This is a genomic window from Natrarchaeobius versutus (assembly GCF_041205745.1).
Classification (GTDB): Archaea; Halobacteriota; Halobacteria; order Halobacteriales; family Natrialbaceae; genus Natrarchaeobius; species Natrarchaeobius versutus.
The window spans coordinates 83,675-110,424 of the sequence record NZ_JBGFCC010000013.1 but is presented as its reverse complement, the minus strand read 5'-3'; the positions used below and the strand labels follow the sequence as shown (position 1 = coordinate 110,424).

Below are 26,750 nucleotides of genomic sequence, written 5' to 3'. Positions count from 1 at the left end.
CGTCAATCACCCGTCGCGGGCGCCCACGAACTGGCGACCCGCGCCGAGCTGTACACTTGCTCGAGTACGCCGCTCTCGAGGAACTGTTCGGTCTCGCAGTGTTCGTACAGTTCGCAGTCGAGACACGCCATCGTATCGGCGTGGTCGGCGACGACGCCGATATCGTGTTCGATCAGGACGACCGTGATTCCGTTCGCGTTGAGCTCGTCGAGCAGGTCGTAGAACCGATCGACAGAGTCGGCGTCGACGCCGACGGTCGGTTCGTCGAGCGCGAGCAGATCGGCCTCGGAGGCGAGCGCTCGAGCGATGTACGCGCGTTGTTTTTGCCCACCGGAGAGCTGGCTGATTCGTCGGTCCGCGAGGTGGTCGATATCGACTCGCGCCAGCGAGTCGTCGACGGTGGCGTGGTCGTCGTCGCTCAGCCTGCGCAATCCGGCGTGTGGATACCGCCCCATTTCGACGACCTCCCGAACGGTGATGGGCATCATCGAGTCGGCCTCCGAGGATTGCTGGGAGACGTAGCCGAGACGGGCACCGTCAGAGAACTCCGACGCCGACTCCCCGAAGAGTTCGACTGATCCAGTGTCGGGCGTCCGTAGACCGAGCATAATCTTCAGAAGCGTCGTTTTTCCCGAGCCATTCGGACCGATCAATCCGAGAAACTCCCCCTCCTCGATCGAGATGGAGACGTCACTCACGACGGGTTGGTGGTCGTACGCGAAACTCACGTCTTCGAGAGCGATTGCAGTAGTCATACGTAATCAGTATGGAAGGCACATAGTTTAATCTTTGTTTGGACTACACTCGTTATTTGACTGGGCTAAATCATTCTGTCTGAAGGGCTTCCTCGAGCGTCGGGAAGTTCACCTCGTGGTAGTGTTCGATGTAGCCCCAGTCTTGCTCGTGGTACTCCGGGAGCTGGGTCTCGACGGGCGAGATCGGCAACACCTCGGCGTCTGTTTCGGCGGCGATGGATTCGGCCAGATTGTCGGGTTCGCCGACGTCGTAGAGGACGTGCTCGAGATCGTACTCCTCCATGACGCTCTCGATTTCCTCGACGTCCCGGGCCGACGCCTCGTCGTCGGGCGAGGTGCCGACCGGTGAGTAGATATCGAGGTCGTACCGCCGGTGCCACCACTGGAACGAGTCGTGTGTCCCGATGATTAATTGGTCGACGGTCGCGCGGTCGACGATGTCCTCGAACTCCTCGTGAAGCGTCTGCAGTTCGTCGTTGAACGCCTCGGCGTTTGCCTCGTACTCGTCGGCGTTGTCCGGATCGAACGCCGCGAGTTCGTCGGCGATGTTGTCGACCATATTCTGGCACTCGACGGGATCCATCCAGACGTGCTCGTCGTTGTCCTCCGCCGGGCTATCGAAGAACTCGATTCCGTCCGCGGCCTCGATCACGTGGACGTCGTCGTCGGACTCGAGTTCCGAGGCGGCGTCGTCCTGCCAGCTTGCGAAATCGCGGAGGTAGATGAAGACGTCCGACTCCTCGATGTCCGAGACGACGCTCGGACCGGGGTCGAACTCGTGGCCGTGTTCGCCGACGGGGACGAGGTCGACGACGTCCATCTGATCGCCGGCGACGTTTCGTGTGAGATCCCAGACGGCGAGAAATCCGGTCGAGACGGAGTACGTCGTCTCACCAGTGCTCCCGTCGGTGTCGTCTGTCCCGTCGTCGGCTCCGTTGCCGTTCGAATCGTCCTGTGGATCGTCACCGAGACAGCCGGCGACGCCAGCGACGAGTCCGCTCGCACCGGCCAACGCCTTCCGCCTCGTGATTCCATACCGCTTCGTATTGCTCATTTCGTCTGTCATCATGGCTCCTTTGTCGTAGCTAAATGAAGTACCTTACGGTACAACAAATTAGATTAGATTAGTCTAACTACTTTGTTCGGAGTCAGTCACCGACGTCCCTCGAACGAGTCTGGCGACGTCCTCCGGGAGCGGAACCGACTCGTCGCGGCCGACCGGAGACACCGTCACCATTCCGAACGACGTCACCGATTCGACCGAGACCACGGTCTCGGGGAGGATTCGACGACTCGAGAGGTACTCGAGTACCTCGTCCTCGCGGTCGTCGACCTCGAGTACGACCACCGTCTCGCCTTCGTCGAACGCGGAGAGTCGATTTCCCTGCGGACGTTCGGGAACGTCGAGCGACGACGTCGGGATCGGAGCACCGTGTGGATCGGTCGCGGGGTCGCCGAGCTCTTCGGCCAGACACGCCGCGAGTCGTTCGCTGATGTGGTGTTCCAGTCGATCCGCCTCCTCGTGGACGTCGTGGAGCCGGTAGCCGAACTCGGCGGTGAGGTACGCCTCGAGCAACCGGTGATTCCGGACGAGACGGAGCGCGATCTGTTCGCCGTCCGCCGTCAACACCGCGCCGCTGTACTTCTCGTACTCGACGAACCCGTGTGATTCGAGCGTCGAAAACATACTCGTCGCCGTGGGGGCGGTGACGTCGAGGTAGTCCGCGATCTGTGAGGTGCGAACTCGAGCGCCGTTGTATTCGGTCTGTAGCTCGTAGATCGCCTTGAGATAATCCTCTACGACGGTGCTCACCATGGTATTAGATAGAGCTAATAATTTATATTGTTTTGGCTAACATACGGCTCTGTGAGATTCGGAAACGGCAACGAAACGGTGAGAGTTCCAGCATATCGCGGTACGGAAACGATTTCCGCGGTCGCCGCGGGTCCCGAACAGTGGTCGTTCGAACCGACCGAACCGACACGTAATCTTATAACCGCGCTACCGACTACGGCGAGTATGCTCACGTTCATCGGACTCGGCCTCTACGACGAGCGCTCGATCACCGTCGAAGGTCGGAACGCCCTACGAGATGCGGACCGAGCGTACGCGGAGTTTTACACTAGCAAACTGATCGGGACGTCAGTCTCGGCGCTCGAGGACGCACACGGGATCGAGATCGAAGTGCGCGACCGTGCCGGCGTCGAGCAACATCCGGAAGACGTACTCGAGGCGGCCGAAGACGAGCACGTGGCTTTCCTGACCGCGGGCGATACCATGATCTCGACGACGCACGTCGATCTGCGCCTTCGCGCCCACGACCGCGGGATCGAGACGCGGGTGATCCACGGCGTGACCGCCCAGACCGCGACGAGTTCGCTGACCGGGCTCCAGAACTACCGGTTCGGGAAGGCGACGACGCTCCCGTTTCCCTACGCCCACGGCGCGGACGGACTGCCGGCGAGCGTGACCGACACGATCGACGACAACCGCGCCGACGGCCTCCACACGGTCGTCTACCTCGACATCAAGGTGGGATACGATCCAACCAGCAGTCAGAACGCAAAGCGTTCTGGGGACAACGTGGGACGCGAACGCGCCGAGGGCGACGAGTACATGACCGCCGACGTGGGCGCGGATCTGCTCACGGCGGAGTACCCCGACCTCGTCGGCGTCGTCGTCGCACGCGCAGGTAGTCCCGACCCCCTCGTCGAAGCTGCCACGATGACCGAACTCGCCGAGAGATCGTTCGGCGATCCGCTCCACCTGCTCGTGATCCCCGGCGAGTGTCACCTCCTCGAGGCCGACGCGCTGGTCGAACTCGCCGGCGCCGATCGGGGGACACTGGACGTAGTCTGACCGCCGACATCGTCGCTTCCGATCACGTCCACTTCGTCTCAGACCAGCGACGCGACGTCTGCTGTCCGTCAGTTCCGGCACAATCGCGACCCAGAGGAGTTGTGCCAGTACATCGGGACAGCAACCCGTCTCGAGGCCGACACGAATTCCGAAACGGCAAGTCCGTCCGTCTCACAGAATGATCTATCGCTATGTCGAAGTTCGAGAGCGAACGCGCGAGCACACAGGAGGGTCGGTAGTGATGGGGGCGGACGACGGAGTCGACGAACTCACGCTCCAGGAGAAGATCGAACTCGTCCACGGCGCCGTCGATCCGGATGGCGCGGCGACGGGATACGTCCCTGGAAACGACCGCGTCGGGGTCTCGCCGCTGAAACTGGTCGACGGCCCGCTGGGAGTGCGGGCAGTGGGCGAGCAGGCGACTGCGTTCCCGTCGTCGATCTCGCTCGCCGCGTCGTGGGACTCGAACCTCGCCCGCGAGTTCGGCGTCGCACTCGGCCGTGAGACCGCCGCACACGGCCAAGACGTGTTGCTCGGTCCGGGCGTAAACGTGATCCGGACGCCCCACGGCGGCCGCAACTTCGAGTACTACAGCGAGGACCCACACCTCAACGCCCGGATCGCCGTCGGCACGATCGACGGCATCCAATCGGCGGGCGTCGCGGCGACGGTTAAACACTACGTCGCGAACAATCAAGAGACGAACCGCTATGACGTCAGCGCCGACGTCGACGAGCGGGCACTCCGGGAGATATACCTCCCCGCGTTCAGGGCCGCGGTCGAAGAAGCCGGCGTTCACTCGGTGATGACGGCTTACAATCGAGTCAACGGAACCCACGTGAGCGAACACGAACGACTCCTCACGAACGTCCTCAAAAACGAGTGGGGGTTCGACGGAGTCGTTCTCTCCGACTGGTGGGCTACATACAGCACCGTCGAGGCCGCCGAGGCCGGACTGGATCTCGAGATGCCCGGCGTCGAACTCGCGGAGTTCGTGCCCGAGGACCTCGACGAAGCGGACCTCCCGGACCCGGGTGAGGGCGAACTGCCGCCGCCGCCGGAGGTGCCGGCTTACTTCGGCGAACCGTTGCTCGAGGCCGTCGAGTCTGGGGCGGTCGACGGATCAGTGATCGACGAAAAAATCACCCGCGTGCTGTCCGTGGTGGACGAGATCGGCCGGTTCGGCGACGGCGACCGAGACGGGGAACTCGATACGGCCGAACACCGGAAGCTGGCTCGAGAGATCGCGATCGCGGGGACGGTCATGCTGAAAAACGACGACGTCCTTCCGTTCTCTGCATCAGACTCGATCGCCGTCGTCGGTCCGAACGCGGACGCCGCCAAACTCGGCGGTGGCGGCTCCTCGGAGGTCACGCCGGTTACCGAAACCAGCCCGCTCGAGGGGCTCGAGGCACGAGCCGACGTCACGTTCGAACGGGGTGTCGAACGGATCTCGGAATCGTCGTTTTTCGACCCCGGCGACGACACGGACGGCGCGGACGACACGGACGACGCGCGTATCGACGACGCCACGTCGGTCGCCGCGGACGCCGACTGCGCCGTGATCGTCGTCCAGGACGATGCGACGGAGTTTACGGACCGGGATCACCTCGCACTCCCGGGCGAGCAAAACGAGTTGATCTCGGCGGTGGCCGACGTCGCCGAGAACAGCGTCGTCGCCCTCCGCACCAGCGGTCCAGTCGAGATGCCGTGGCTCGAGTCGGTCGACGCCGTCCTCGAGACGTGGTACCCCGGTCAGGCCGACGGCGAGGCGCTTGCAAACGTCCTGTTCGGCGACGCCGATCCCGGCGGTCGGCTGCCGGTGACGTTCGGCCGGTCCGCGGCGGATTATCCGACGGCGTCCGAGGAGGCGTTCCCGGGAGTCGACGGCGTCGCCGCTTACGACGAGGGCGTCTTCGTCGGCTACCGCTACTTCGACGAGCGTGACGTCGAGGCGCTGTTCCCGTTCGGTCACGGTCTCTCGTACGCGACCGTCGAGTACGACGACGTAGCGGTCGAGGAGACAGACGACGGCGTCGAGGTCGCCGTCGACCTCCACAACGCGAGCGATCGAGCCGGAACCGAGGTCGTCCAGGTCTACGTCGAGAAATCGGCCGCGCCGGTACCCACTCCCGAACGCGAACTCGCCGGATTCGAGTCGGTGACCCTCGAGGCGGGCGAGTCGACGACCGCGACCGTCTCGCTCGAGGCCGACGACTTCGCGTACTACGACGAAGACGACGGCTGGACCGTCGCCGAGGGAACGAACGCCGTCGCCGTCGGTCGCTCGTCGCGGGACCTCGAGTACCGGACCGACGTCGAGGTTTGATCCGCGCCGTCCGATCACGTCATCCGTTCAGAACGCCCTCGAGGCGATTCCGGAACTCGCCGGGGACCTCGAGGTGTGGCGTGTGGCCCGTATTGGGGAAGACGACTTCCTCGAACTCGCCGCCGGCGTCTTCGTACTCCTCGAGGACGGCGCGAGTCTGGTCCACCATCGGCTGGGGCGGGAAGACGTCGTCACCGGGCCAGTCAGTGAGTTGGCCCATCCGGCCGAGCGTTCCGAGGTCGAACAGGGACTCGTTGGAGACGATCTGATCCGAACCCCCGCGGATCCAGGTGATCGGCGGCTTCTCGTCTGGATCGATCGACGTAACGTCGACGAGATCGCAGTACTTCGGCGAGACGGCGTTGTTCACCCCGGTTTCGCCGGGCGCGACGCCGGGCCAGTGTTCGCTTACAGCCGCGTCCCCCGGATAGTTCTCCTGGCCGGTCGCCGTATCGAGCATCCCCGTGAGGTACGACTCCTCGCGTTCCTCGTCGAAGCGGTAAGTCGGCCCGACGTAGTACGTCCGGAGGATCTTCCGCGGCGTGTTCTCGCCGCCCTCACTCCGGTCGCGGTTCGCGAGCCCGGAGACGAACGTCTCGTTCCCCAGGCCGCCGCCGGAGCCCGCGAAGTCCTCGAAACAGGGCGTTCCCTCGAGATCTTTCGTTCCGCCAAAGCCATAGGGCGAGACGGGATTGATCAACACGAGCGAGTCGACGGCCGCGGGGTGGTCGATGGCATAGCGCATCGCGACCCCGCCGCCGTTCGACCAGCCGACGAGCGTCACGGGCTCTGGGGGCTCGAGTGTTGCGAACAACGCCCGAAGATCCCATCGGAACTCGTCGAGACCCGCAGTCGCATCGACCGACTTCGTCTCGGAGTCGCCGTAGCCGCGCATGTCCGGTGCAATCGCGTAGTGATCGTCCGAGAGAGCGGCGATGGTATCCTCGAAAAAGCGCGAGGAGGAGACGTTTCCGTGCAGGAAGACAGCCGTCTCCCCCTCGCCGTTGGGGTCGCCGGATTCGAGGACGTGCGTCTCGAGGCGATCGGTTTCGATCGTTCGCGAGCTGACCCCGGCGAGCGTGTCGTCTCGAGTCTGAGCCATGGCCGGCGCTACCACGTAGTGTGTGATAACAGTCCGGGCGGTCCGGGCCGAGAGGCGCGTCAGTTGGCCCGTCGTTTCCGTGTCCTCATCGCAGATCGATCCATTCTTCGATAAAAATATGTATATAATACCGACCGAAACGGTAGAAAAAGCGATCGTGATCGAATCGTACGAATCGAACGAGGTTCTCGCCTGGACGAACGCGATCGCGACGGGGACCGTGTTACTCTCCTCGGCCGCGTACCCGGTTCCGTCGATCGTCCCGGAGACGCTCGTCGGATACGCCGCCGCCATCGGGATACTCGTCGGCTTTTTGGGATTCTTTGGCTCTTTCCCGCTGCTCGGCGTCGTCGCGATAGCGGCGGCGGTCGCCGGGATCGTCCACGTCCTCACGGACGTCGACGTGTACCGGGTGATCGTCACCTACGTCGACGTCCCCGTCGCGGCAGTGACGGCCGTCTACTACGCCGTTCTGGGCGTGGCGGCGGCGGCGATGCACTGGACGGTACACGGCCCCGAATCCGAGCCATACTTTCCGATCGTCTTCGTGATCCTCGGGTTCTGTTTCGTCGTCTGTTGCGTGATGGCGATGGTCAACGGCCTCGGGTGGCGAAGGGAGTCAAGACGGTGAGACACTCCGAACACGTCCCGGTCGTCGCTGGCGGAGAAATCGATCCGATCGCCGTCACCAGGGTTCGTTCTTCAGCCCGAGTTTGTACGCGATCACGTTCGTCGTCACGTGCAAAATTGGCGTCAGGACGACGACGACGAGGATCACGCCGAGCGTAAAGACCTCGAGGAACCACTCGGTGGCGAGCAGGGCAGTCAGCGGAAGCGAGACGACGACGAAATCCAACTGGTCGAGGCCGGGGAACATCGCACCGCGCTGGCGGCCGGTCCGGCGCTTGAGAAACGACGCGAGGATGTCGCCGAGCATCGCCCCCGCGGCGAGACCGACCGCCGCACCGGGGACGAACCCCGGAACGTCGAACCCGGTAGCGTCACTGACTGCCGGCGCGAAAAACGTCAGGACGGCCGCGAGCGCGACCCCCGCGAGAATCCCCGCCGCCGTTCCGCGCCAGGATTTCCCGTCGCCGAGGACGCGTTTGTCACCCCAGGTCCGGCCGCCGTCGATCGGACGGCCGCCGCCGGCGAGGACGGCGGCGTTGTTGGGAACGTAGGCGGGCAACATCGCCCAGAACGCGATTACGACCGTCTCGAGTACTGCCATGTTCGGCGGGACGAACCGCCGCATCTTAATCGGCGGTGGTTCGAGACGGCGATCGAATCGCCCCACTGGGCCGAGACCGATCCGAGACGTGGCGAGTAGTTCACCATCTTGTACACACAATTTGAAACCACCGTATACGAAAACGTTTTAGAACTACTCGTCGACCGCTCGAGTAGAGCTACCATGTCACGGTATGTCTTCGACGAGGCCGAGTACGATCGTCGGGTGAGCGCGACGAAACAACGGGTGCGCGAAAACGGTCTCGACGCCATCGTCGTCGCCGATCCCGCCAACATGAATTACCTCACCGGCTACGACGGCTGGTCGTTTTACGTCCACCAGGCCGTAGTCATGACGCCGGAACGCGACGAGCCGATCTGGATCGGCCGATCGATGGACGCCGACGGCGCTCGAGCGACGACCCGGCTCTCCGAGTCGAGCATCCGCGCCTACAGCGACGATCACGTCCACTCGCCGTACGACCTCCACCCGATGGACTACGTCGCGGGCGTCCTCGAAGAACTCGAGGTCGCGGACGGCCGGATCGGCCTCGAGATGGACGCGGCCTACTTCACGGCGAAATCCTACACCCGACTCCAGCGGAACCTGCCAGAAGCCGAGTTCGAGGATACGACCCTGCTGGTCAACTGGGTCCGCGTAAAGAAGTCGGAGGCGGAACTCGAGTACATGCGCCAGGCCGCCCGAATCTCGGAGAACGCCATGCAGGCTGGTCTCGAGGCGATCGAGGCGGGCGTGCCGGAGTACGAAGCCGCGGCCGCAATCTACGACGCCTTGATCACCGGCACCGACGACTTCGGCGGGGACTACCCCGCGATCGTGCCGCTGATGCCGTCGGGGGATCACACCGGGACGCCCCACCTCACCTGGACCGACCGCCCGTTCGAGGAAGGCGACCCCGTCATCATCGAACTCTCGGGCTGTCGCCACCGGTATCACTCGCCGCTGGCCCGCACGACGTTCGTCGGCGACCCGCCCGCCGAACTCGAGCGCAACGCCGAGATCGTCGTCGAAGGGATCGAAGCCGCCCTCGACGCCGTCGAACCCGGCGTCACCTGCGAGGACGTCGAGGAAGCCTGGCGGGAAACGATCGCCCAGTACGGCCTCGAAAAGGAGGATCGAATCGGCTACTCGATGGGACTTGGCTACCCGCCGGACTGGGGCGAACACACCGCGAGCATCCGCCCCGGCGACGAGACGGTCCTCGAGGAGGACATGACGTTCCACATGATTCCCGGCATCTGGACGGCGGACATCGGCGTCGAGATCAGCGAGACGTTCCACGTTACGAAAAGCGGGGCGGAGCCGCTTGCGGAGTTCCCGCGGCGGCTGTTCACGGCTTGACCGTCGATCTCACCCCGAGTCAGCCCTGAGCACGACGTTCTCGAGATCCCCGCCGGTCTCGAGCGCCTCGAGGTTGTGCGCGACGATGTCGGCCAGCCGGTCCCAGTGTTTCGGCGTGTGGCCGCCCGTGTGGGGCGTGATGAGACAGTTCTCGAGGTCCCAGAGCTCGTGGCCGGGTGGGAGGGGTTCGGGGTCGGTGACGTCGAGGGCGGCACCGAGGATTCCTTCGGTCTGGAGCGCCGCGACCAGCGCGTCGGTGTCGACGATCCCGCCGCGGGCGGCGTTGACGACGACGGCATTCGGCGGGAGCGTCGCGAGTTCGTCCTCGCTGACCAGCCCGCGGGTGAGGTCGTTCAACGGACACGCGAGCACGACGTAGTCGCTCCGGGCGAAGGCGTCGTGAACGTCGTCCTCGTCGAAGCCGAGCACCTCGTCGGTCGGCCCGCCCTTCGACGGTGTGTACCGGATGCCGATCGTCTCGACCTCGAACCCCTCGAGTCGCTGTGCGACCGCCTGGCCGATCGAGCCGAGGCCGACGATCGTCACCGTGCTGTCAGTGAACTCGAACGACTGGAAGTGACGCCACTCGTCGTTTTGCTTTCGGCGCCATCCCTCGTGGAGCCGACGGGCGAAGACGAGCATGTTGCCGATCGCCTGCTCCGCGATCCCGGGTGCGTGGATCCCGCCCGCGTTCGTCACCGCGACGCCGTGGCGCTCCAAGGCGTCCATCGGAACGTGGTCGGTCCCGGCGAAGGTGCAGGCGAACAGCTCGAGGCGGTCGGCGGACTCGACGAGGTCCTCCTCGATCGTGATCCCCGTCACGACCCGGGCCCGCGGGACGAGTTCGCGCTCGTCGGCGGGCGTGCGCGCCAGCACAACGGTGTGGTCGGGGAGACGTTCCCGGAGCGTTTTGGCGTACGATTCCATCGACAGCCCCTCCGTCCCCTCCCGGAGGACGACGACGTCTGGATCGCTCATGTCTAGGGTTCACTCGTCATCGGCCGACTTATTCTTTTTGTGTAATCAGTGTAAACAGGAATTGTGTACTATTAAGACGGATCGCCGCGTCAGTTATCCACATGCACGAGCCGATACGCGACCGTCTGGTCACGGTTCGGCGCCACCTTCACCGCCACCCGGAGCCGGCCTGGCGGGAGTTCTACACGACCGCCCGACTCGTCGAGGAGATCAGGGCGATCGGCGTCGACGAACTGGCCGTCGGCCCTGATGCGTACGATCCGGCCGACCGGATGGCCGTTCCGGACGACGAGGAGATCGAGCCCTGGCTCGAGCGAGCGCGCGAACGCGGGGCCGACGAGGCACTCTTAGAGCGGATGGCCGGCGGAAACACGGGCGCAATCGCGGTCGTCGACCGCGGCGGGGAGCCGACGATCGGACTCCGTGTGGACGTCGACGGACTGTTCGTCGAGGAGGCGAGCGACGACGATCACGTCCCCGAGGCCGAGGGCTTTCGCTCCGAAATCGAGGGGACGATGCACGCCTGCGGCCACGACGTCCACATGACCTGGGGGCTCGCCGTCCTCGAGCGAATCGTCGAGAGCGACTTCCCGGGCCGACTGGTGGTCTTCTTCCAGCCGGCCGAGGAGGCAAGCGGTGGCGGCTGTCCGATGGCGAAAAGCCGGTTCGCCGACGACCTCGATTACTTGCTCGCGGTCCACGTCGGCCTCGACCATCCAACGGGAGAGGTCGTCGCCGGCATCGAGAAACCGCTGGCGATGTGTCACGTCGACGTCGAAATCGAGGGAACCTCCGCGCACGCGGGGAAGGCACCGAACGAGGGCGACAACGCGATGCAGGCGCTGGGGACGACGATCGAGAACGCGTACGCAATCGCCCGCCACAGCGACGGGATGACCCGCGTCAATATCGGCAGGGCCGAAGCCGGGACGGCGAGCAACGTGATCGCCGAGCGAGCGCACGTCGAAGCCGAGGCCCGGGGAGAGACGACGGAACTGATGGAGTATATGAAGACGAGACTCGAGCACGTGGTCCGCTCCGCGGCGCGAATGCACGGCTGTGCGGCCGCCTTCGACGTCGTCAGCGAGTCGCCGCGGGCCGATAGCGACCCCGCGCTCGTCGACGTGATCGCGGACATCGCGGGCGACCTCCCGGCGACCGAGCGCGTCGTCCCGACCGCAGACTTCGGCGCGAGCGAGGACGCCACCTTCCTGATGGAGCGCGTCCAGAACGACGGCGGACTGGCGTCGTACCTGATCGTCGGCACGGACCACGCGACGAGCCACCACACGCCGACGTTCGACGTCGACGAGGCGAGTCTCGCCCACGGCGTCGACGTCCTCGTCGGGGCGATCCGGGAACTCGAGCATCGCCATCCCATTTCGCGGGGACAGACAGGTGGTGGGTAGGATGGACGAGGGATCGGCTCCCGTCACGCTCGAGGACGTCGAAGCGGCCCACGAGCGTATCGCCGACGTGGTCCACCGGACGCCCCTCGAGACCTCGCGGACCTTCGCCGAGATGAGCGACGCGGCCTCTGTCGGGCTGAAACTCGAGAACTGCCAGCGGACGGGCTCGTTCAAGATCCGCGGCGCGTACAACGCGATGAGTCAGCTGTCAGCCGGAGAGCGCGAGCGTGGTGTGATCGCCTCGAGTGCGGGCAACCACGCTCAGGGCGTCGCGCTGGCCGGCGGCCTGCTGGGGATCGAGACGACCATCGTCGTTCCAAAAATCACGCCTGCGGCGAAGATCGAGGCCACCCGCGGCTACGGCGCCGACGTCGTCGTCGAGGGCGACATCTACGAGCGCTCCTACGAGTACGCCCTCGAGCGAGCGGACGAGACGGGCGAGACGTTCGTCCACCCCTTCGACGACGAGGCGATCGTCGCCGGCCAGGGGACGGTCGGCCTCGAACTGCTCGAGCAGTACCCGGACCTCGACACTGTCCTCGTGGCCATCGGCGGCGGCGGGTTGATCTCGGGGATCGGAACGGCGCTGAAGGCCCACGATCCCGAGATTCGCGTCGTCGGCGTCCAGCCCGAGGGGGCGCTCCACGCGAAGCCGTCGCTCGAGGCCGGCGAGATCCGCGAACTCGCGGACGTCGACACCGTCGCGGAGGGGATCGCCGACACCCGGATGCTCGAGACCACCTTCGCGGTCGCCCGCGAGGTCGTCGACGACGTGGTAGGCGTCTCCGACCGCGAGATCGCCGCCGCCGTGGCCCTGCTCGCGGAACGTGCAAAGACGGTCGTCGAGGCCGCCGGGGCGGCGCCGCTGGCCGCGCTTCTGTCGGACGATTCCGGCCTCGAGGTCGAAGGCGAGCGCGTCGCAGTCGTGCTCTCCGGCGGCAACGTGAATCTCACCCAGCACGCGGAACTGACTCGGACCGGACTGGGCGAACTCGGCCGCTACGTCGAAGCCCGCCTGGCGCTTGCGGGGTGGCCGACGGCCGTCGGAGACGTCGTCGAGACGGTCGCGGAGGAGGGAGCCGAACTCGACGTCCTCGAGCGCGCTCGCCGACAATCGGTCGATCACCCCAACCGCGTTCCGGTGACGGTTGGTCTCGAGGGAAGCGGACCGGAGCATCTGGCAGGGGTGCTCGAAGCAGTGGACGAACTCGAGGGGGTTTCGGTTCTCGAGAGTCAGGTCGATTGACCGCGCTCGACCGATATTCGCACCACTTCCGCATCTCCAACCACCTCTCAGCGGAACACCGATACCAGTCAGTATCCTAACGTTCTTTACGTTGGTTGAATAAGCAATAGACGCGCACGTAAAGTGCGCAGCGAGCCGGAGTGTAAGCTTGCAGGCACACGCTCCGGCTCCTACGACTCCCGCGTAGCGGGAGCAACTCACCATTGACGTCGGCGAAATAAAGACCTGCCGACGTGTCGCCAAACCAGTGACTCTCGTTCGTTCCACCGAGGGTCTCGCGCGGTTCTGGGTTGCCGGCTGGGTTGTGCTCCGCTACGTTGGGCCTCGAGAACGGAGCTACGCATGACGACACAACTCACCATCCACTGCGACTGTGGTACCGACGTACGCACGGGGGGGACCGACGCCACGGTAGTCTGTCCCGACTGCAAATCCGTGTTCGAGACGACGATCATCCGCCTCGAGACCGATCAGGACGATGCATCCAGCACTCGCTACGGTACTCGCTCGTGTCGCGGCCCGTGAGGGCCGTCGCGGGATGGCGCTCCCGCCGCTGTACGAGACGGTGGATACCGACGCGCTGGTCTCGTTGCTCGAGTCGCCCGCCGACGTGACGGTCCGGTTCGAGTACGAGGGCTACCAGATCGTGATCGGCCCCGGGCCGCTCGAGGCGGAGGTGGTCGACGAAAATCGGTGACGGACGTCGGTCGATACCGGTGCAGTTGTCTTTATTTATTGTCGATCACCGATTCCGGAGCTAGCGATCGACAGTAATTGACTACAGCAGACCGTATGAAGGAGGGAGTCGACGACGTACGGACGTTCTTCGTCACCGAGATGTGGTCAACGGAAAGGCTTATCGTATGTTGGTGCGTTACACCAACATAGAGAACGGTAGATGGGATCGACGGTCATCTATAAAGACGAAGATACGTTCGACGACAGCACCCGATACGAGATGATCGCGACCAAGGTCCCAAAAAGCGACGACTATCCCGAGGGCGTCAAGTACCGGTTCCAATACATGGCCGAGGACGGTCGAACCCTCCTGCGGTTCGACAACTTCCCAGACCACCCGAACGTGGACCGACACCACTACCACACGCCTACCAGCGTCGAGGACGACGTCGAATACACCGGCCTCAAAGATCACGTTCAGAAGTTCTACCGCAAAATGGACGACTATCGTGAGAGGTGACCCACCATGCCTGATGAACCCGACACCAACACGCCCGACAACTCCGACGAGGAAATCGGAATGGACGACCACGAAGCCAAAGCGGGCTTTCTCGAGGATCGTGACCCCGAGGACTACCCCTCGGTGCTCCGAATCACGTCCGATACTGATGAGGCACACCGTCAGGATGCACTCGACCGCCTCGAACGGTGGGAAGCCGGTGAGGAGGTCCCACACGTCATCAACTTCCAGAACCCGAGTGATCTTCGCACACTCCTCACCGACCGCCGTGTCGAACTCCTCCGGAGTATTATGACCGAGCGCCCGGACAGTATCCGACAGTTGGCCGAGCGGCTCGAGCGTGACGTCAAGACCGTCCACGATGATCTTCAGGTGCTCGCCGACTACGACGTCGTCTACTTCGAACAAGCTGGTCGGGCAAAGCGACCGTTCGTTCCGTACGACTCGATCGAAGTCTGTCTCGAAATCACGACGGCCTCTCCAGCCGACGACACGGCTCCTGCCTAGACCGACCAGAAGAATCGGAACCCACAGACGCTACAGTAGCCATTGCAAATCATTCGCCTGACCTCCAGGCGGATCGACGATCAGTATGTGAACTGTTTCAGTTATTGCTATACTGAGGACGCTACCGATAGCCGAACCGTTATCCCGCACAATTCCCGAGGGAAGCTATGAAACTCTCCGCCGTCGACCTCTCGCCGGTCCCCCGCGATGGCACCGCGGCCGACGCGTACGCGAACACCGTCGAGGCCGCGAAACAGGCCGAGCGCCTCGGATTCACGCGGTTCTGGGTGGCCGAACACCACGGCATGACGGAATCGGTCGCGGGAACGACCCCCGAGGTGTTGCTCGGAAACCTCGCCGCCGAGACGGAGTCCATCCGGCTCGGCTCGGGGGCCGTGTTGCTCAACCACTACAGCCCGTTCAAGGTCGCGGAGGTCTTCGGCGCGCTGGATGCGCTCGCACCGGGGCGCATCGACGCGGGTCTCGGTCGAGCGAACGGCTCGCCGGCCGCCGACCGCGCCCTCGGAACGAGCCGCCGGGTCCAGAACCCCGACGAGGACCACACGGAGAAGATCGAGGCCGTCGTCAACCACCTCTACGACGACTTTCCGGCCGGCCATGCCTACGCCGACCTCGAGGTTCCGCGCTCGGGGGCCCAGCCCCCCGTGCCGTGGGTGCTCGGCTCGAGCCCCTCGAGTGCCGCAATCGCGGGGAAACTCGGCCTGCGCTACTGTTTCGCGGCGTTCATCCGACCGGAGTTCGCCGTTCGGTCGTTCGAGACCTATCGCGAGCAGTTCCGGGCGTCGGAACTCGCCGGCAGTGTCGAGGAGCCACGGGGGATGGTCGCGGTGAACGCGGTCTGTGCCGAGACAGACGAGGAGGCGGCCCGACAACGAGCGGTCGCCGAAGCGTCGTTCAGGCGACTGCGACGCGGCGTCGTCGGGACGACGCCCACAGTCGAAGAGGCCATCGACGAACTGGGCGGCGTTCCAGAGCCGACGCCCGCCACGCTCGAGTCCGGCACGTGGCCGCGAGCGATCTCCGGGAGTCCCGAGACGCTCACCGGCCTGCTCGAGGGACTGGCCGACCGCGTCGGCGTCGACGAGGTGATGATCCAGTACGTCCTCGCCGACCACGACGACGCGCTCCGATCCCACGAATTACTCGCCGACGGCGTCGGACTATCTCCGCGATGAGCCCTCGAGTTCGAATAGACGACGAAAGCGGGTGATTGCCGCCGATCGATCGGGGAGACGCACAGAAGCCGGTGAACGACGAGAAAAATGTAAGTATAATTAGTGGAAATTCACGAGCGATGCCCAGAATTATCCATCCCCGTTCGGTGACGATGCTCCCGATCGCCAACGTTGCCATCCCCTCCATCCTCATCTTGCTCGTCGTACTCGCGGGCGGACTGATCACCGGGGGGTTACTGTTCGGTCTCGTCTATCTCTTCCGCCGGTACAGTGGCGGATCGGCGGGGCTCACGGGACGGTGACGCGGGAACAGACGCGCCGTCACAACGCACGGAGACGGGAACAAACGCGCCACAGTAAAGCGTGGTACAACGCGCTCAGCCGATACTACGACGTCCTCGTCGATCCCGTCCAGGGTCGGCTTCGGCGACGCGGGATCGATCGCCTCGGCGCGTCACCCGACGACCGCGTTCTCGACGTCGGCTGTGGGACCGGTCGCGGGGTCGTTACGTTGCAGGACGCCGTCGGCTCCGACGGCCGAGTCGTCGGAATCGACGTCGCGGAGCGGATGTGCCGGCTCGCACGCGACCGCCTCGAGGACGAGGCTCCCTCCGAGGTCGTCTGTGGGGATGCGCTGACGTTGCCGTTCGACGCCGACAGCTTCGACGTCGTTCTCGCGAGTTTCACGCTCGAGTTGTTCGAAGCGGATCACCGGAGAGCCGTGCTCGAGGAACTCCGGCGCGTGCTCGTCCCACAGGGTCGGATATGTGTTATCGCACCCTCGACGGCGACGAGTACCACCATTCCGCCGCTCTACGTGCGACTCAACGACGCGTTTCCTCGGCTGGTCGATAGTCGTCCGTTCGACGTCAGCACTACCCTCGCCGAAGCCAATTTCGAAGTCGTCCTGACCCACTTCGAGTGGGTGCTCGTCATCCCGGTCGAACTCGTCGTTGCTCGGTGTGGGTCACGTCCCTGAGGGAGAACTCCGACATCGCCCGAACCGCCGACTCCGGCCGCGTTCGCACGCGAGAGACGCCGCGGTCGGGGAGCCGACACGAGAGACGAACTCGAGTCGACGCCGCGAAACGAGGGGCGAACGCGAGCCGAGAACCGAAAACCGATTACGCGGCTTTCGCGCTCGGGCCGACCGCCTCGATAGCCTCACAGAAGATGCCGATCCCGAGATCGATCTCGCGCTCGCTCGAGTCCAGCGGCGGAAGCAATCGAATGGTTTTCGTCCCACAGCCGAGGGTGAGCAGGCCGCGCTCGAGCGACTCTTTGACGACGGCGTCACGCCGGTCCGGCGTGTCGAACTCGACGGCGAGCATCAACCCCTTCCCGCGGACGTCGACGACGTGGTCGGGTGCGTCGTCCCGGAGCAGTTCCGTGGCCTGCTCGCCGCGGTCGGTCGCGTTGTCGAGCAGGTCGTACTCCTCGATGGCCTCGAGGGTGAACGCGCCCTGCATCGACCCCAGCAGGTCGCCACCGCCGAACGTCGACCCCAGCCGGTTCTTCTCGCTCGGGAAGATCTCCGAGCGCGAGATAGTCGCGCCGACGCGAAGCGCCTTCGCCGCCGAGATGACGTCGGGTTCGATCGGGTAGTGATCGGAAGCCCAGATCTCGCCGGTGCGGCCGATCCCCGCCTGAATCTCGTCGACGACGAGTGGGATGTCGTACTCGTCGGTGACGTCCGCAACCTCCTGCATGAAGGTCTCGCTGGGAAAGCGATAGCCACCCACTCCCTGGATCGGCTCGAGGACGACGAACGCGATCTCGTCGGGGTCGATACGCCCGCCTTCGGGCGCGAGCATCGACCGGAGCTGTGAGCCCTCGCCGGCGAAGAAGCCGCAGTCGCAAGTGCCGGGATCACACCCGCGATCGGCGCAGAACGGAACGGTTTCGATCCCGCTGATCTCGGGGTAGCGTCGGGTGTAGACGTCCTTGGATTTCGTGATGGAAAGCGTCCCGAGGGTGCGGCCGTGGAAGCTCCCCGCGAACGCGACGCCGTATTTCGCGGGCGCGCGGTAGTCGTGGCTGATCTTCATCGCGTTCTCGATCGCCTCCGCGCCGGAGTTCGAGAGGAAGACCGTGTCCATGTCGTACTGACTCGAGACCTCGACGAGTTTCTCCATGAGGTGACTCGAGCCAGGGATCGATGACTCCTCGGGAGAGGGGCCAGCGCCGTAGTACATGTCCTGGCCGGCGATCTTCATCGGCTCGACGAGGTCGAACTCGCGGAGCTTCTCGAGGATCTTCTCGTTGTTGTAGCCGAGCGGGGCGGCGCCGATGTGACACGTGAAATCGAGTAAGACGTTCCCGTCGACGTCCGTGACGAACGGGCCATCGGCCTCGCGGGTGACGTCCCAGACGAACTCGTGGGAGTACTCGCTGGGTGCCGCGTTGGTCCCGTGGAACTCGACCCACTCTCGAGCGTTTGGGCCCGGGAACGCGGTCACATCGGGTTCTACCGTGTCCCTATCCATACACAGATAATGTATACACCATACATTAAAACTTGTTATAGGTTGGCTCACCGGTCCGAACGGGTCGATCCTCGGAGGACGGCTTCGATCAGTCGTCCCCTGGATCGACGCTCGCTGTGGTTTCGTCCCGTCGATCCTTACTCGGGCCGTACAGAACAGTTTTCTCCTGGAGCAACACGCGACCGCGTTCGGTGCTGAAGTCCCTTATAAGGCCGATCATCGCGAGGAAGCAGACGAATGCGAACGGTGCGCCGGTGATAATCGCCGCCTGCTGGAGCGCGCCAACGCCGTGTTCACCGCCGAGAATCATGAGGATCGCGGCGGTCATCCCGAGGACCAGTCCCCAGAAGATTCGGTTGACGTTCGAGGGCTTGGCCTTTCCACCAGTGGTCATCATCGAGACGGCGAGCGTCGAGGAGTCGGCGGACGTGATGAAAAAGGTCGTCACGAGCACCATAAACGCGAAGATCAACACCGCTCCGATCGGAATCGAGAACTCGATGAATCCGAGGTTCGCCGAGAGTTCCAGCACCTCGAACAGGATGAATCCCGAGACCTCGGCGCCCGCATCGCCCGCGATGACCTCGCCGAAGTCCGCGATTCCGTTGTGCTGGGCCCAGACGGCGGTGCCGCCAACGAACGTAAACCACGGGATCGTCGCGGCAGACGTGGCGAAGATGCCTGTAAATGCAACCTCGCGGACCGTTCGTCCCTTCGAGATACGGGCGATGAACAGCCCGGCGAACGGTGACCACGAGAGCGCCCACGCCCAGTAGAAGACGGTCCAGGCATTCACCCATGCGGTTCCGCCTTCGTCGCCGGCGCCCGTATAGAGGCTCATCGAGACGAAATCGCTCACCATCCCGGAAGTCGCCTGCGTGCCTAGGAGGATCAGAAACAGCGTCGGACCGGCGATGAACGTCGCGAGCATGAGCGCGACGAACAGACCCATGTTGAAGTTCGAGAGACGGCGGATTCCCCGGTCGACGCCGAGTACCATCGAGATGGTAAACAACAGGGTCATCGTCGTCACGACGAGGAGGATTCCGGTGTTCCCGAGGTCGATCCCCCACTGGTAGTCCAGACCGGTGACGAACTGACTACCGATGAATCCAAGCGAGGTCGCGACCCCGCCGATCGTCGCGAAGACGGCGAGAATGTCGATCGCCTTGGCTAGCGGCCCGTCGAGATTGTCCTCGCCGATGATCGGCGTCAACGCCGAGGATACCCGCAGTGGAACGTTCTCGTAGTTGTACGCGAAGTAGCCGATCGCGATCCCCATGATCGTGAACACGGCGAGCTGGGGAAGCGCCCAGTGAAACAGCGTCTGCTGGACCGCGATCGACATCGCTCCGGCTGATCCGCCACCGACGTCGAAAAGCGGCGAGGGACTGTCGTAGTAAAACAGCGCCTCGGTCGGTCCCCAGAAGACGACGCCCGCAGCGAACCCGGCCGAGTACAACATAGCGAAAAACGAAAAGAAACTGTACTCCGGATCTTCGTCGCCCATCTTGATCTTGCCCCACGGACCGACGATCAAAAACAACAGGAAGACCACGATCAGAAACACGATGACGAGCAACGCCCAGTTCAGGTAGCCGATCACCGCGTCGTGGATAGTCGCGATCCCGTCGGCGACGAACTCGGGGTTCAAGAAGAAGGCGATGATCACGCCGACGGTCAGCAACGCCCCGAACATGAAGACGATCGGATCGAGTTCCTCGAGAAACCGATCGATCGTCCCTTCCTCGTTACTCATGGCGGTTCACCTCCGCCTTCGAGCGCCGATCTACTGCTCGAGGAGACCGATTTCGCGTCGTGCCACCGGTGATTTGTAATGGCATACCATGGACGTCGTGAGGATTCGGTATAAATATTTCCTTTTCCGTAACCAGTATACACAGATTATGTTTATAGTCCCAGATCATCCCCGTCGTGATCGGGCGGGAGAACGACGGGTATCGGTGACGAAAGGCGAAGTAACCAAACGATTGTCGATTCGATCAACGAGACGTTGACCGTCTCAGTTTTGGGATGGGAACAAACCGATCGAACGGAAATCCGTCGCTGGAAGGCAGTGCCTGTTATAATAACAACTGAAACGATGTACACACCGATCGCCGACCCGTCTGGCGATCGGGTATGCATTGACGTTCAATGGCTACTATAGCAGGTGGCGGTTGATCTGTCGACAGATGACGATCGGCCTCTTCCTCGAGGTGACGTTGTAAGTGAGAACAAGGGTAACAAAAGAGACTTATTTTACGCAGATCCTACCGGAAATATGCCCTCCCGACGAACGTTTCTCGCTACCACAGCTGGTATTTCGCTCACCACTGCTGGTTGTCTTGACCGTCTCCCATCCTCTCGGAGTCTCGTTGGACGTACCCTTCAAGAACCCATCTTTGCGGATGACGAAGAGAGATGGCAGGACTCGCCTTTCGAAGCAGCCGTGTTTTCAACACCAGAAGAAGCTAACGATGCGTTGAATACGGACATCGAACCGTATGAACATCGCCTCGAAGAGACGATCAATTTCGACCCAGATACCGAATTTCTCGCAATATGTGCGTCAACAGTAGAGTTCACGCCGCAAGGAAATCTGAAAGGATGGTGTCCTCGTCGAGAGGTTGATGGAGACACCTTTGTTTTTCGTTTTCCACTCGATGAATGGCCGAGCGAACTCGATGAGCCATACGTAAACAGGGTTATCCTGAACGTGTGGCGGCGGAGGATGACCAGTCCTCCAACTCGTGCGACAGTTGAGTTACAGTTTCTCGACGGTAATGAAGGTATCCGTACTTGTTCTGATTAATTGTTCTATTCAATGCTCTCTATTCGGCAGACAACTGTTGGCATCGTTCGGAGAGATCGATAGCCGCTTCGGTAACTGCTTTGCCTGTCCCTCCCGTTCGTCGGATACTCACAGAGAGGGTGTGCGAACTGTTCGCTGACACCCTCAATGGCGACTGGCCTGTCAGCGGTCGATAAACAGACGAGCGGCGGCGGTGCGTCTCAGTTCGTTAACTCCTCGAGTTTTCGGTCGCGAACGTCGGCGCTCTCGCGGACCCGTTTCGTGTACTCCTCGAGGTGGCCTTCGATCTCGTCGCGACTCGACTCGGGCGAGAAGTCCTCGGACATCGTCAACAGTCGGACGTACGCGCGGAGTTCCTCGTCGGTAAGCTGGGCGAACTCCTCGTTCTCGAGTTTCTCGATCACCTCGTCGACGTCGATCTGGCCGACCGGGTCGACGTTGAACTCGACGGTGACCATTCGATAATCGGAGCCGGCGAGGCGTTGTTCGGCCTTGCCGACGCCCTCCGAGAGCATGTCCTTGAACGGCGTGTGATAGCCCATCGTTCCGAGGTGGAGGAAGGCGAGCATGTCGGTGATTCCCTGCGTGTAGGCCTCACGCTCGTCGTCGTCGGGATCGAAGACGGTGTTCCGGTCTCGCTCTTCTAGGTACTCGAAGAGGATGCTGAAATCCAAGATTGCGTTCCGGACGCGGCGGCGAATCCGGTTGCGCTTTTGTTTTTTCGAGTGATCCGTGTAGTCCGTCTTTCGTCCGAGCAGAAAGTCGCGGTCGGAGGGCGTGAGAATCCCGCGCGGCCGGTCAGCGTCCGCCGCCGTTCGGAGCGACTCCGGCACGTCGTCCTGGCTCATACAGGGAACACGGGTATCCCCCGAATTAACCCTTCTGATCCCACGAATGAGATTTTGAGGCGATAGGTCTCGAGTCCGAGGTCGAAATCGCAGGGACTGGATCGCACCTCGACGCCTCGAGCGAGCGCCCGGGAATCGCTCGACGGTAAGGTGACGTTACGGCTGGCGGCGAGAGCACTCGAGGACGCCACCGACGAGCACCGAAACGCCGTGTTCGAGGCACGTTTCGTCGATATCGAACGTCGGCGTGTGGTGGTTCGTCGGGTAATCGGTGCCGACGAGGACGTAGGAGGCCAATCCGCCGTTTCGCTGGACGCCGTCCATCAGGTAGGTTACGTCCTCACTCACGCCGAGGTCTGCGGATTCGACGACGGTGTCGACACATTCGACTCCGCGAGCGACGTCGGCGATCACCGCTCTGAGATCGGGGTCGCTGTCGACGCTGGGGGATTCACTGATCACTCGCGGCGTGACGTCGCAGTCGTGCATCTCCGCGGCCGCGTATAGCACGCGCTCGAGTTCCGTCCGGGTGTACTCCATCAGTGCGGTCGTCTCGCCGCGAACCTCGCCCTCGAGGGAGATCTGCTCGGCGATGACGTTGCTCGCGGTACCGCCCTCGATGCGCCCGAAGTTGACGCGAGTCATTCCGTCGCTGTGGCGGGCGATTGCGTAGCCGTTTTGAATCGCGGTCGCGACGGCCTGCATCGCGTTCGCACCTTCGTTGGGCGCTTTCCCCGCGTGGGCGTTCGCCCCCTCGAACTCCGCCGTGACGTGGGCCATCGCGAGCGGTTTCTCGACGCCGGCGACGACCGTCCCAGTCGGATTGTCCAGCCCGATGTGGACGGCAAAGAGGTACTCGACGTCCGCGAGGTAGCCGCCCTCTGCCATCGCCTTTCCGCCCCCGGAGATCTCCTCGGCCGGCTGGAAGAAGACCGTAAACGTCCCCGAAAAGTCGCTGTCTTTGACCGCCTCGATCGTTCCCAGTCCCATCGCGACGTGGGCGTCGTGCCCGCAAGCGTGCATGTACCCTTCGTGTTCCGACCGAAATCCCTCCGCGGCGGGTCGGTGATCCGACGCGTCGGACTCGCGAAGCGAGATGCCGTCCATGTCGACGCGGAGGGCGACGTGTGGCCCCTCCCCGCGCTCGAGAACTGCGACGACGCCCGTGTGGCCGCCCGCCGTCCGCTCGAGGACGTCCGACCGCACGCCCGCCTCCCGCGCACGTTCCCGCCAGGGCTCGAGTTCCGCCTCGTCGGGGACGGCCATGCGCTCGTCGGTCGATAGCGCTTCCCGGCCGACTGCGATCTCGTCGACGCCGATCCCCTCGAGTTCCTCGACGATCCGGCCGGTCGTGCGAAACTCGCGCCAGCCGGGTTCCGGATAGCGGTGAAACTCCCGGCGGAGGTCGGCCAACCTGCGTCGTACGTCCGACATTCGACCGACACTAGGATCGGCCCTCACTTAATGGTAATCGATGATCGTATACTGGATACTCACGATCAGTGTACCTTCGTGGGAGTTCGAACGAATCGACGCCACGGCCGAACCGGACGAACGTCGATTCGACCGCCCTGAGGCTACTCGAGAAACGCGATCGCGTCCATCTCGATGCGGACGTCCTCTGGGAGCCTCGAGACCTCGACGCACACCCTCGCCGGTGGTTCGTCGCCGAACTGCGAACCGTAGGCCTCGTTGACCCGATCGTACTCCTCGAGGTCGGTGAGGTAGACCGTCACTTTTACCACGTCGGCGAGACCGTCGCCGCCGGCCTCGGAGACGACCGCTGCGATGTTCTCGAGGACGCGTTCGGTCTGGTCCTGAACGTCGCCCTCGATGGGTTCGCCAGTCTCGGGATCGACGGGGCCGTAGCCGGAGACGTAGAGCGTATCGCCGACACGGACGCCCTGGGAGTAGGGGTTGTCGCTGCTCGGCGCGTCGTCGGTTTCAATCGGTTTCGTGTCGGTCATCGTCACCACTCAGTGCGTTCGGTTGGCGTCGTCGGTTGCGTGTTCGATCGCCTCGCAGACGACGTCCATAGCCGTCTCGGCGAGGTCGTGGGTGAGCACGAGTGGCGGCAGAAACCGGAGGACGTTGCCCTCCCGACCCGCCGTCCAGACGAGCACGCCGCGTTCGAAACAGTACTGTTGAATGTCGTCGACGACATCGCCGTCCGGTACGCCCTCCTCGTCGACGAACTCGGCGCCGATGAACAGCCCCGCGCCGCGAATTTCGGCGAGACGGTCCGTCCCGTCGGCCGCCTCAGCGAGTCGGCCGCGGATGTACTCGCCGACGTCGCGGGCGTGTGCGAGCAGGTCGTGATCCTGGATGTACTCGATCGCTCGCGTGCCGGCGCGCATGCCGACGACGTGTCCGCGGTAGGTTCCGGCGTGGTCGCCCGCCCCCCACGTGTCGAGGTCCTCGTGATAGATCGTCGCCGAGAGGGGGAAGCCGACGCCACCGAGCGCCTTCGCGGAGGTCATCACGTCCGGCGTGACTCCCGCCCAGTCGCTACCCCACCACTCGCCGGTACGTCCGAGCCCGCTCTGGATCTCGTCGAAGACGAGCACGACGTCGTTGTCGTCGGCGATGTCGCGAAGTCCCTCGAGGAAGCCTGCAGGCGGCGTAACGATGCCGCCCTCGCCCTGGATCGGTTCGACGACGATCCCCGCCGGGTTGGCGAGTCCGCCGTAGGGATCCTCGACGATCGCCTGGACCTCCTCTAAGGCGTGATCGACCGCCTCCTCGGGGGACTTGCCCTGGTGGAACGGGTAGGGATAGGGCGCGTGGACGACGTCGGGGAGCAACGGCGTGTAGTGGCCCTTGAACTTCTTGTTGGAAGTAACGCTCATCGCCCCGGTCGTCGCACCGTGGTAGGCGCCACGGAAGGCAACGAGTCCGTCTCCGCCCGTGTTGTACTTCGCGAGTTTGATCGACGCCTCGATCGCATCAGAGCCGGTCGGCCCGCCGAAGACGACCCGGTTGTTGCCCCGCAGACCGTTGGGAGCGATCTCGTCGAGTTTCTCGATCAACTCGAGTCGTGCCTCGGTGGGAAAGTCGACCGTGTGAACGAGTTTGTCGGCCTGCTCGTGGACCGCCTCGAGGACGTAGGGGTTTGCGTGGCCGACGTTCAAGACGCCGATGCCGGCGAACATATCGATGTAGGTGTTGCCGTCGACGTCCCTGACGGTCGCCCCCTTGCCCGCCTCGAAGGCGATCGGAATGTCCTCGGGATAGGCGACCGCGTTGCTGTCGATCTCGCGTTGTTTCTCGAGTAGTGCCTGCGTATCCGGTCCGGGAACGTCGTCGACGTTCGGTGCGTCCTCGTAGTGGAGTTCGTCGATCGGCGGTCCTGCCGTCATACGTAGACACGAGGAGAACCGGTCGTAAATAGTTTATCAACGATATTCATGAATACGGTATACAAAAATTGAATGGTCATCGGATCGGTCCCCGCCAGTTCCGACGAACTCCCGGGTGTGCGCTACGTTGGAACAGTAACCCGTCTGCAGATCTACCAAACCTCCTTATTGTTCGCACCCGAACGTGAGCGCATGATCCCGCCGATCGCGAGCCGGTTCGTCGCGGGGGAATCCCCCGCGGAGGCGCTCGATCACGTCCATCGGGTGAACCAGCGAAACGTCAGGGCGATCATCAACTTACTCGGCGAACACTACGACGAACGACCGGCCGTTCGCTCCGACGCCGCGGAGTATCGCGCGCTCGCCGGCGACATCGCAGGCTCGAATCTCGACGCCAGTATCTCGGTCAAACCCTCACAGCTGGGACTCGACCTCGGCGAGGACGTCTTCCGCGAGGAACTCGAGTCGATCGTCGCGGCGGCGGCGGACCACGACGTCTTCGTCTGGATCGACATGGAAGATCACACGACGACCGACGCGACACTCGACGCCTACGAGGACCTCGCCCGCGAGTACGGAAGCGAGCGGTCCCCGTCGGATCACGGGTTCGGCGTCGGCGTTTGCGTCCAGGCGAATCTGAAGCGAACTCGCGACGACGTCCAACGACTCGCGGACGTCCCCGGCAAAGTTCGATTCGTCAAGGGAGCCTACGACGAGCCCGCGGAGATCGCGTACAAAGAGACGGAGCGGGTCAACCAGGAGTACGAGCACCTGCTCGAGTACGCCTTCGAGGAGTTCGAGGGCGGCATCGCCGTGGGAAGCCACGACCCGCGGATGATCGACCACGCCCGGGCGTTGTACGACGAACACGGCACCGACTTCGAGATTCAGATGCTGATGGGGGTGCGCGACGACGCCCAGTACGAACTCGCCGAGGAGTACGAGGTCTGGCAGTACGTCCCCTACGGCGGCCGGTGGAAGTCGTACTTCTATCGGCGAGCGATGGAGCGGAAAGAAAATCTACGATTCGCCCTCCGAGCGATCCTCGGACGCTAAAGGGAAGGGCTCA

General features: G+C 63.6%; 25 protein-coding genes. 13 read left to right on the top strand and 12 right to left on the bottom strand.

What is annotated here, in order from left to right; translation table 11 throughout:
- Nucleotides 1-2: 2 nt before the first annotated feature.
- The 3 genes from AB7C87_RS22990 to AB7C87_RS22980 all read right to left on the bottom strand — a co-directional run bounded on the left by AB7C87_RS22990 (nt 3) and on the right by AB7C87_RS22980 (nt 2,571).
- Nucleotides 3-755: a metal ABC transporter ATP-binding protein gene (locus AB7C87_RS22990; RefSeq protein ID WP_369731863.1), complete on the bottom strand. Its 753-nt coding sequence runs from the start codon at nt 753-755 to the stop codon at nt 3-5.
- A 70-nt stretch (nt 756-825) separates the two neighbouring features.
- Nucleotides 826-1,821 (bottom strand): metal ABC transporter substrate-binding protein, encoded by a 996-nt coding sequence (locus AB7C87_RS22985; RefSeq protein WP_369731883.1) that lies wholly within the window; start codon nt 1,819-1,821, stop codon nt 826-828.
- A gap of 63 nt (nt 1,822-1,884) precedes the next feature.
- Nucleotides 1,885-2,571, bottom strand: a complete 687-nt coding sequence (locus AB7C87_RS22980) for a metal-dependent transcriptional regulator (protein ID WP_369731862.1) — start codon at nt 2,569-2,571, stop codon at nt 1,885-1,887.
- A gap of 204 nt (nt 2,572-2,775) precedes the next feature.
- Between AB7C87_RS22980 and dph5 the strand changes: the two genes are divergently transcribed.
- On the top strand, nt 2,776-3,615 hold the full coding sequence (dph5, locus tag AB7C87_RS22975) for a diphthine synthase (RefSeq protein ID WP_369731861.1): 840 nt from the start codon (nt 2,776-2,778) through the stop codon (nt 3,613-3,615).
- A gap of 241 nt (nt 3,616-3,856) precedes the next feature.
- Entirely contained in the window at nt 3,857-5,944 is a 2,088-nt protein-coding gene (locus tag AB7C87_RS22970) for a beta-glucosidase family protein (RefSeq protein ID WP_369731860.1), read from the top strand.
- A 19-nt stretch (nt 5,945-5,963) separates the two neighbouring features.
- Here AB7C87_RS22970 and AB7C87_RS22965 read toward each other — a convergent pair whose 3' ends face one another.
- The gene (locus AB7C87_RS22965) at nt 5,964-7,046 is read right to left on the bottom strand and encodes an alpha/beta fold hydrolase (RefSeq protein WP_369731859.1); all 1,083 of its coding nucleotides are present in this window, start codon (nt 7,044-7,046) and stop codon (nt 5,964-5,966) included.
- A gap of 157 nt (nt 7,047-7,203) precedes the next feature.
- Between AB7C87_RS22965 and AB7C87_RS22960 the strand changes: the two genes are divergently transcribed.
- On the top strand, nt 7,204-7,677 hold the full coding sequence (locus AB7C87_RS22960; protein WP_369731858.1) for a hypothetical protein: 474 nt from the start codon (nt 7,204-7,206) through the stop codon (nt 7,675-7,677).
- 54 nt (nt 7,678-7,731) lie between these two features.
- Here the strand turns inward: AB7C87_RS22960 and AB7C87_RS22955 are convergent, their stop codons facing one another.
- Nucleotides 7,732-8,277, bottom strand: coding sequence for a CDP-2,3-bis-(O-geranylgeranyl)-sn-glycerol synthase (locus AB7C87_RS22955; protein WP_369731857.1), 546 nt, complete (start codon nt 8,275-8,277; stop codon nt 7,732-7,734).
- Nucleotides 8,278-8,460: 183 nt separating this feature from the next.
- On the opposite strand from AB7C87_RS22955, the gene AB7C87_RS22950 reads away from it, so the two are divergent.
- Nucleotides 8,461-9,639, top strand: coding sequence for a M24 family metallopeptidase (locus AB7C87_RS22950; protein ID WP_369731856.1), 1,179 nt, complete (start codon nt 8,461-8,463; stop codon nt 9,637-9,639).
- A 9-nt stretch (nt 9,640-9,648) separates the two neighbouring features.
- On the opposite strand, the gene AB7C87_RS22945 is transcribed toward AB7C87_RS22950, so the two are convergent.
- Nucleotides 9,649-10,617 carry a D-2-hydroxyacid dehydrogenase gene (locus AB7C87_RS22945; protein ID WP_369731855.1) on the bottom strand — a complete coding sequence of 323 codons (969 nt, stop codon included), beginning with the start codon at nt 10,615-10,617 and terminating at the stop codon, nt 9,649-9,651.
- A 101-nt stretch (nt 10,618-10,718) separates the two neighbouring features.
- On the opposite strand from AB7C87_RS22945, the gene AB7C87_RS22940 reads away from it, so the two are divergent.
- The 8 genes from AB7C87_RS22940 to AB7C87_RS22905 all read left to right on the top strand — a co-directional run bounded on the left by AB7C87_RS22940 (nt 10,719) and on the right by AB7C87_RS22905 (nt 17,152).
- On the top strand, nt 10,719-12,026 hold the full coding sequence (locus AB7C87_RS22940) for an amidohydrolase (RefSeq protein WP_369731854.1): 1,308 nt from the start codon (nt 10,719-10,721) through the stop codon (nt 12,024-12,026).
- A 1-nt stretch (nt 12,027) separates the two neighbouring features.
- Nucleotides 12,028-13,272, top strand: coding sequence for a threonine ammonia-lyase (gene ilvA / locus AB7C87_RS22935; protein ID WP_369731853.1), 1,245 nt, complete (start codon nt 12,028-12,030; stop codon nt 13,270-13,272).
- Nucleotides 13,273-13,750: 478 nt separating this feature from the next.
- Nucleotides 13,751-13,969 (top strand): HalOD1 output domain-containing protein, encoded by a 219-nt coding sequence (locus AB7C87_RS22930; protein ID WP_369731852.1) that lies wholly within the window; start codon nt 13,751-13,753, stop codon nt 13,967-13,969.
- A 201-nt stretch (nt 13,970-14,170) separates the two neighbouring features.
- Nucleotides 14,171-14,470, top strand: a complete 300-nt coding sequence (locus tag AB7C87_RS22925) for a toxin-antitoxin system TumE family protein (RefSeq protein WP_369731851.1) — start codon at nt 14,171-14,173, stop codon at nt 14,468-14,470.
- Nucleotides 14,471-14,476: 6 nt separating this feature from the next.
- Complete coding sequence (locus AB7C87_RS22920) at nt 14,477-14,977, top strand: HVO_A0114 family putative DNA-binding protein (RefSeq protein ID WP_369731850.1); 501 nt, start codon at nt 14,477-14,479, stop codon at nt 14,975-14,977.
- A gap of 167 nt (nt 14,978-15,144) precedes the next feature.
- Entirely contained in the window at nt 15,145-16,173 is a 1,029-nt protein-coding gene (locus tag AB7C87_RS22915; protein ID WP_369731849.1) for an LLM class flavin-dependent oxidoreductase, read from the top strand.
- 119 nt (nt 16,174-16,292) lie between these two features.
- Nucleotides 16,293-16,475, top strand: a complete 183-nt coding sequence (locus AB7C87_RS22910; protein WP_369731848.1) for a hypothetical protein — start codon at nt 16,293-16,295, stop codon at nt 16,473-16,475.
- Nucleotides 16,472-17,152 (top strand): class I SAM-dependent methyltransferase, encoded by a 681-nt coding sequence (locus tag AB7C87_RS22905; protein ID WP_369731847.1) that lies wholly within the window; start codon nt 16,472-16,474, stop codon nt 17,150-17,152. Before AB7C87_RS22910 ends, AB7C87_RS22905 begins: the two co-directional genes overlap by 4 nt.
- A gap of 145 nt (nt 17,153-17,297) precedes the next feature.
- Here the strand turns inward: AB7C87_RS22905 and AB7C87_RS22900 are convergent, their stop codons facing one another.
- The 6 genes from AB7C87_RS22900 to AB7C87_RS22875 all read right to left on the bottom strand — a co-directional run bounded on the left by AB7C87_RS22900 (nt 17,298) and on the right by AB7C87_RS22875 (nt 25,681).
- Nucleotides 17,298-18,659: an aminotransferase class III-fold pyridoxal phosphate-dependent enzyme gene (locus AB7C87_RS22900; RefSeq protein ID WP_369731846.1), complete on the bottom strand. Its 1,362-nt coding sequence runs from the start codon at nt 18,657-18,659 to the stop codon at nt 17,298-17,300.
- A gap of 88 nt (nt 18,660-18,747) precedes the next feature.
- Complete coding sequence (locus AB7C87_RS22895; RefSeq protein ID WP_369731845.1) at nt 18,748-20,418, bottom strand: BCCT family transporter; 1,671 nt, start codon at nt 20,416-20,418, stop codon at nt 18,748-18,750.
- A 1,256-nt stretch (nt 20,419-21,674) separates the two neighbouring features.
- Entirely contained in the window at nt 21,675-22,322 is a 648-nt protein-coding gene (locus AB7C87_RS22890; RefSeq protein ID WP_369731844.1) for a DUF8102 family protein, read from the bottom strand.
- Nucleotides 22,323-22,478: 156 nt separating this feature from the next.
- On the bottom strand, nt 22,479-23,756 hold the full coding sequence (locus tag AB7C87_RS22885; protein WP_369731843.1) for an amidohydrolase: 1,278 nt from the start codon (nt 23,754-23,756) through the stop codon (nt 22,479-22,481).
- A 143-nt stretch (nt 23,757-23,899) separates the two neighbouring features.
- Nucleotides 23,900-24,289 carry a Rid family detoxifying hydrolase gene (locus AB7C87_RS22880; RefSeq protein WP_369731842.1) on the bottom strand — a complete coding sequence of 130 codons (390 nt, stop codon included), beginning with the start codon at nt 24,287-24,289 and terminating at the stop codon, nt 23,900-23,902.
- Nucleotides 24,290-24,298: 9 nt separating this feature from the next.
- A complete protein-coding gene (locus tag AB7C87_RS22875) occupies nt 24,299-25,681 on the bottom strand; it encodes an aspartate aminotransferase family protein (protein ID WP_369731841.1) in 1,383 nt (460 codons plus the stop codon).
- A 192-nt stretch (nt 25,682-25,873) separates the two neighbouring features.
- Here AB7C87_RS22875 and AB7C87_RS22870 point away from each other — a divergent pair, with 192 nt between their 5' ends.
- Complete coding sequence (locus tag AB7C87_RS22870; protein WP_369731840.1) at nt 25,874-26,737, top strand: proline dehydrogenase family protein; 864 nt, start codon at nt 25,874-25,876, stop codon at nt 26,735-26,737.
- Nucleotides 26,738-26,750 lie beyond the last annotated feature (13 nt).

Coding starts and splice junctions, on each gene's coding strand:
- AB7C87_RS22990 (WP_369731863.1), bottom strand. CDS start 755: ATGACTACTGCAATCGCTCTCGAAGACGTGAGTTTCGCGTACGACCAC.
- AB7C87_RS22985 (WP_369731883.1), bottom strand. CDS start 1,821: ATGACAGACGAAATGAGCAATACGAAGCGGTATGGAATCACGAGGCGG.
- AB7C87_RS22980 (WP_369731862.1), bottom strand. CDS start 2,571: ATGGTGAGCACCGTCGTAGAGGATTATCTCAAGGCGATCTACGAGCTA.
- dph5 (WP_369731861.1), top strand. CDS start 2,776: ATGCTCACGTTCATCGGACTCGGCCTCTACGACGAGCGCTCGATCACC.
- AB7C87_RS22970 (WP_369731860.1), top strand. CDS start 3,857: ATGGGGGCGGACGACGGAGTCGACGAACTCACGCTCCAGGAGAAGATC.
- AB7C87_RS22965 (WP_369731859.1), bottom strand. CDS start 7,046: ATGGCTCAGACTCGAGACGACACGCTCGCCGGGGTCAGCTCGCGAACG.
- AB7C87_RS22955 (WP_369731857.1), bottom strand. CDS start 8,277: ATGGCAGTACTCGAGACGGTCGTAATCGCGTTCTGGGCGATGTTGCCC.
- AB7C87_RS22950 (WP_369731856.1), top strand. CDS start 8,461: ATGTCACGGTATGTCTTCGACGAGGCCGAGTACGATCGTCGGGTGAGC.
- AB7C87_RS22945 (WP_369731855.1), bottom strand. CDS start 10,617: ATGAGCGATCCAGACGTCGTCGTCCTCCGGGAGGGGACGGAGGGGCTG.
- AB7C87_RS22940 (WP_369731854.1), top strand. CDS start 10,719: ATGCACGAGCCGATACGCGACCGTCTGGTCACGGTTCGGCGCCACCTT.
- ilvA (WP_369731853.1), top strand. CDS start 12,028: ATGGACGAGGGATCGGCTCCCGTCACGCTCGAGGACGTCGAAGCGGCC.
- AB7C87_RS22930 (WP_369731852.1), top strand. CDS start 13,751: ATGCATCCAGCACTCGCTACGGTACTCGCTCGTGTCGCGGCCCGTGAG.
- AB7C87_RS22925 (WP_369731851.1), top strand. CDS start 14,171: ATGGGATCGACGGTCATCTATAAAGACGAAGATACGTTCGACGACAGC.
- AB7C87_RS22920 (WP_369731850.1), top strand. CDS start 14,477: ATGCCTGATGAACCCGACACCAACACGCCCGACAACTCCGACGAGGAA.
- AB7C87_RS22915 (WP_369731849.1), top strand. CDS start 15,145: ATGAAACTCTCCGCCGTCGACCTCTCGCCGGTCCCCCGCGATGGCACC.
- AB7C87_RS22910 (WP_369731848.1), top strand. CDS start 16,293: ATGCCCAGAATTATCCATCCCCGTTCGGTGACGATGCTCCCGATCGCC.
- AB7C87_RS22900 (WP_369731846.1), bottom strand. CDS start 18,659: ATGGATAGGGACACGGTAGAACCCGATGTGACCGCGTTCCCGGGCCCA.
- AB7C87_RS22895 (WP_369731845.1), bottom strand. CDS start 20,418: ATGAGTAACGAGGAAGGGACGATCGATCGGTTTCTCGAGGAACTCGAT.
- AB7C87_RS22890 (WP_369731844.1), bottom strand. CDS start 22,322: ATGAGCCAGGACGACGTGCCGGAGTCGCTCCGAACGGCGGCGGACGCT.
- AB7C87_RS22885 (WP_369731843.1), bottom strand. CDS start 23,756: ATGTCGGACGTACGACGCAGGTTGGCCGACCTCCGCCGGGAGTTTCAC.
- AB7C87_RS22880 (WP_369731842.1), bottom strand. CDS start 24,289: ATGACCGACACGAAACCGATTGAAACCGACGACGCGCCGAGCAGCGAC.
- AB7C87_RS22875 (WP_369731841.1), bottom strand. CDS start 25,681: ATGACGGCAGGACCGCCGATCGACGAACTCCACTACGAGGACGCACCG.
- AB7C87_RS22870 (WP_369731840.1), top strand. CDS start 25,874: ATGATCCCGCCGATCGCGAGCCGGTTCGTCGCGGGGGAATCCCCCGCG.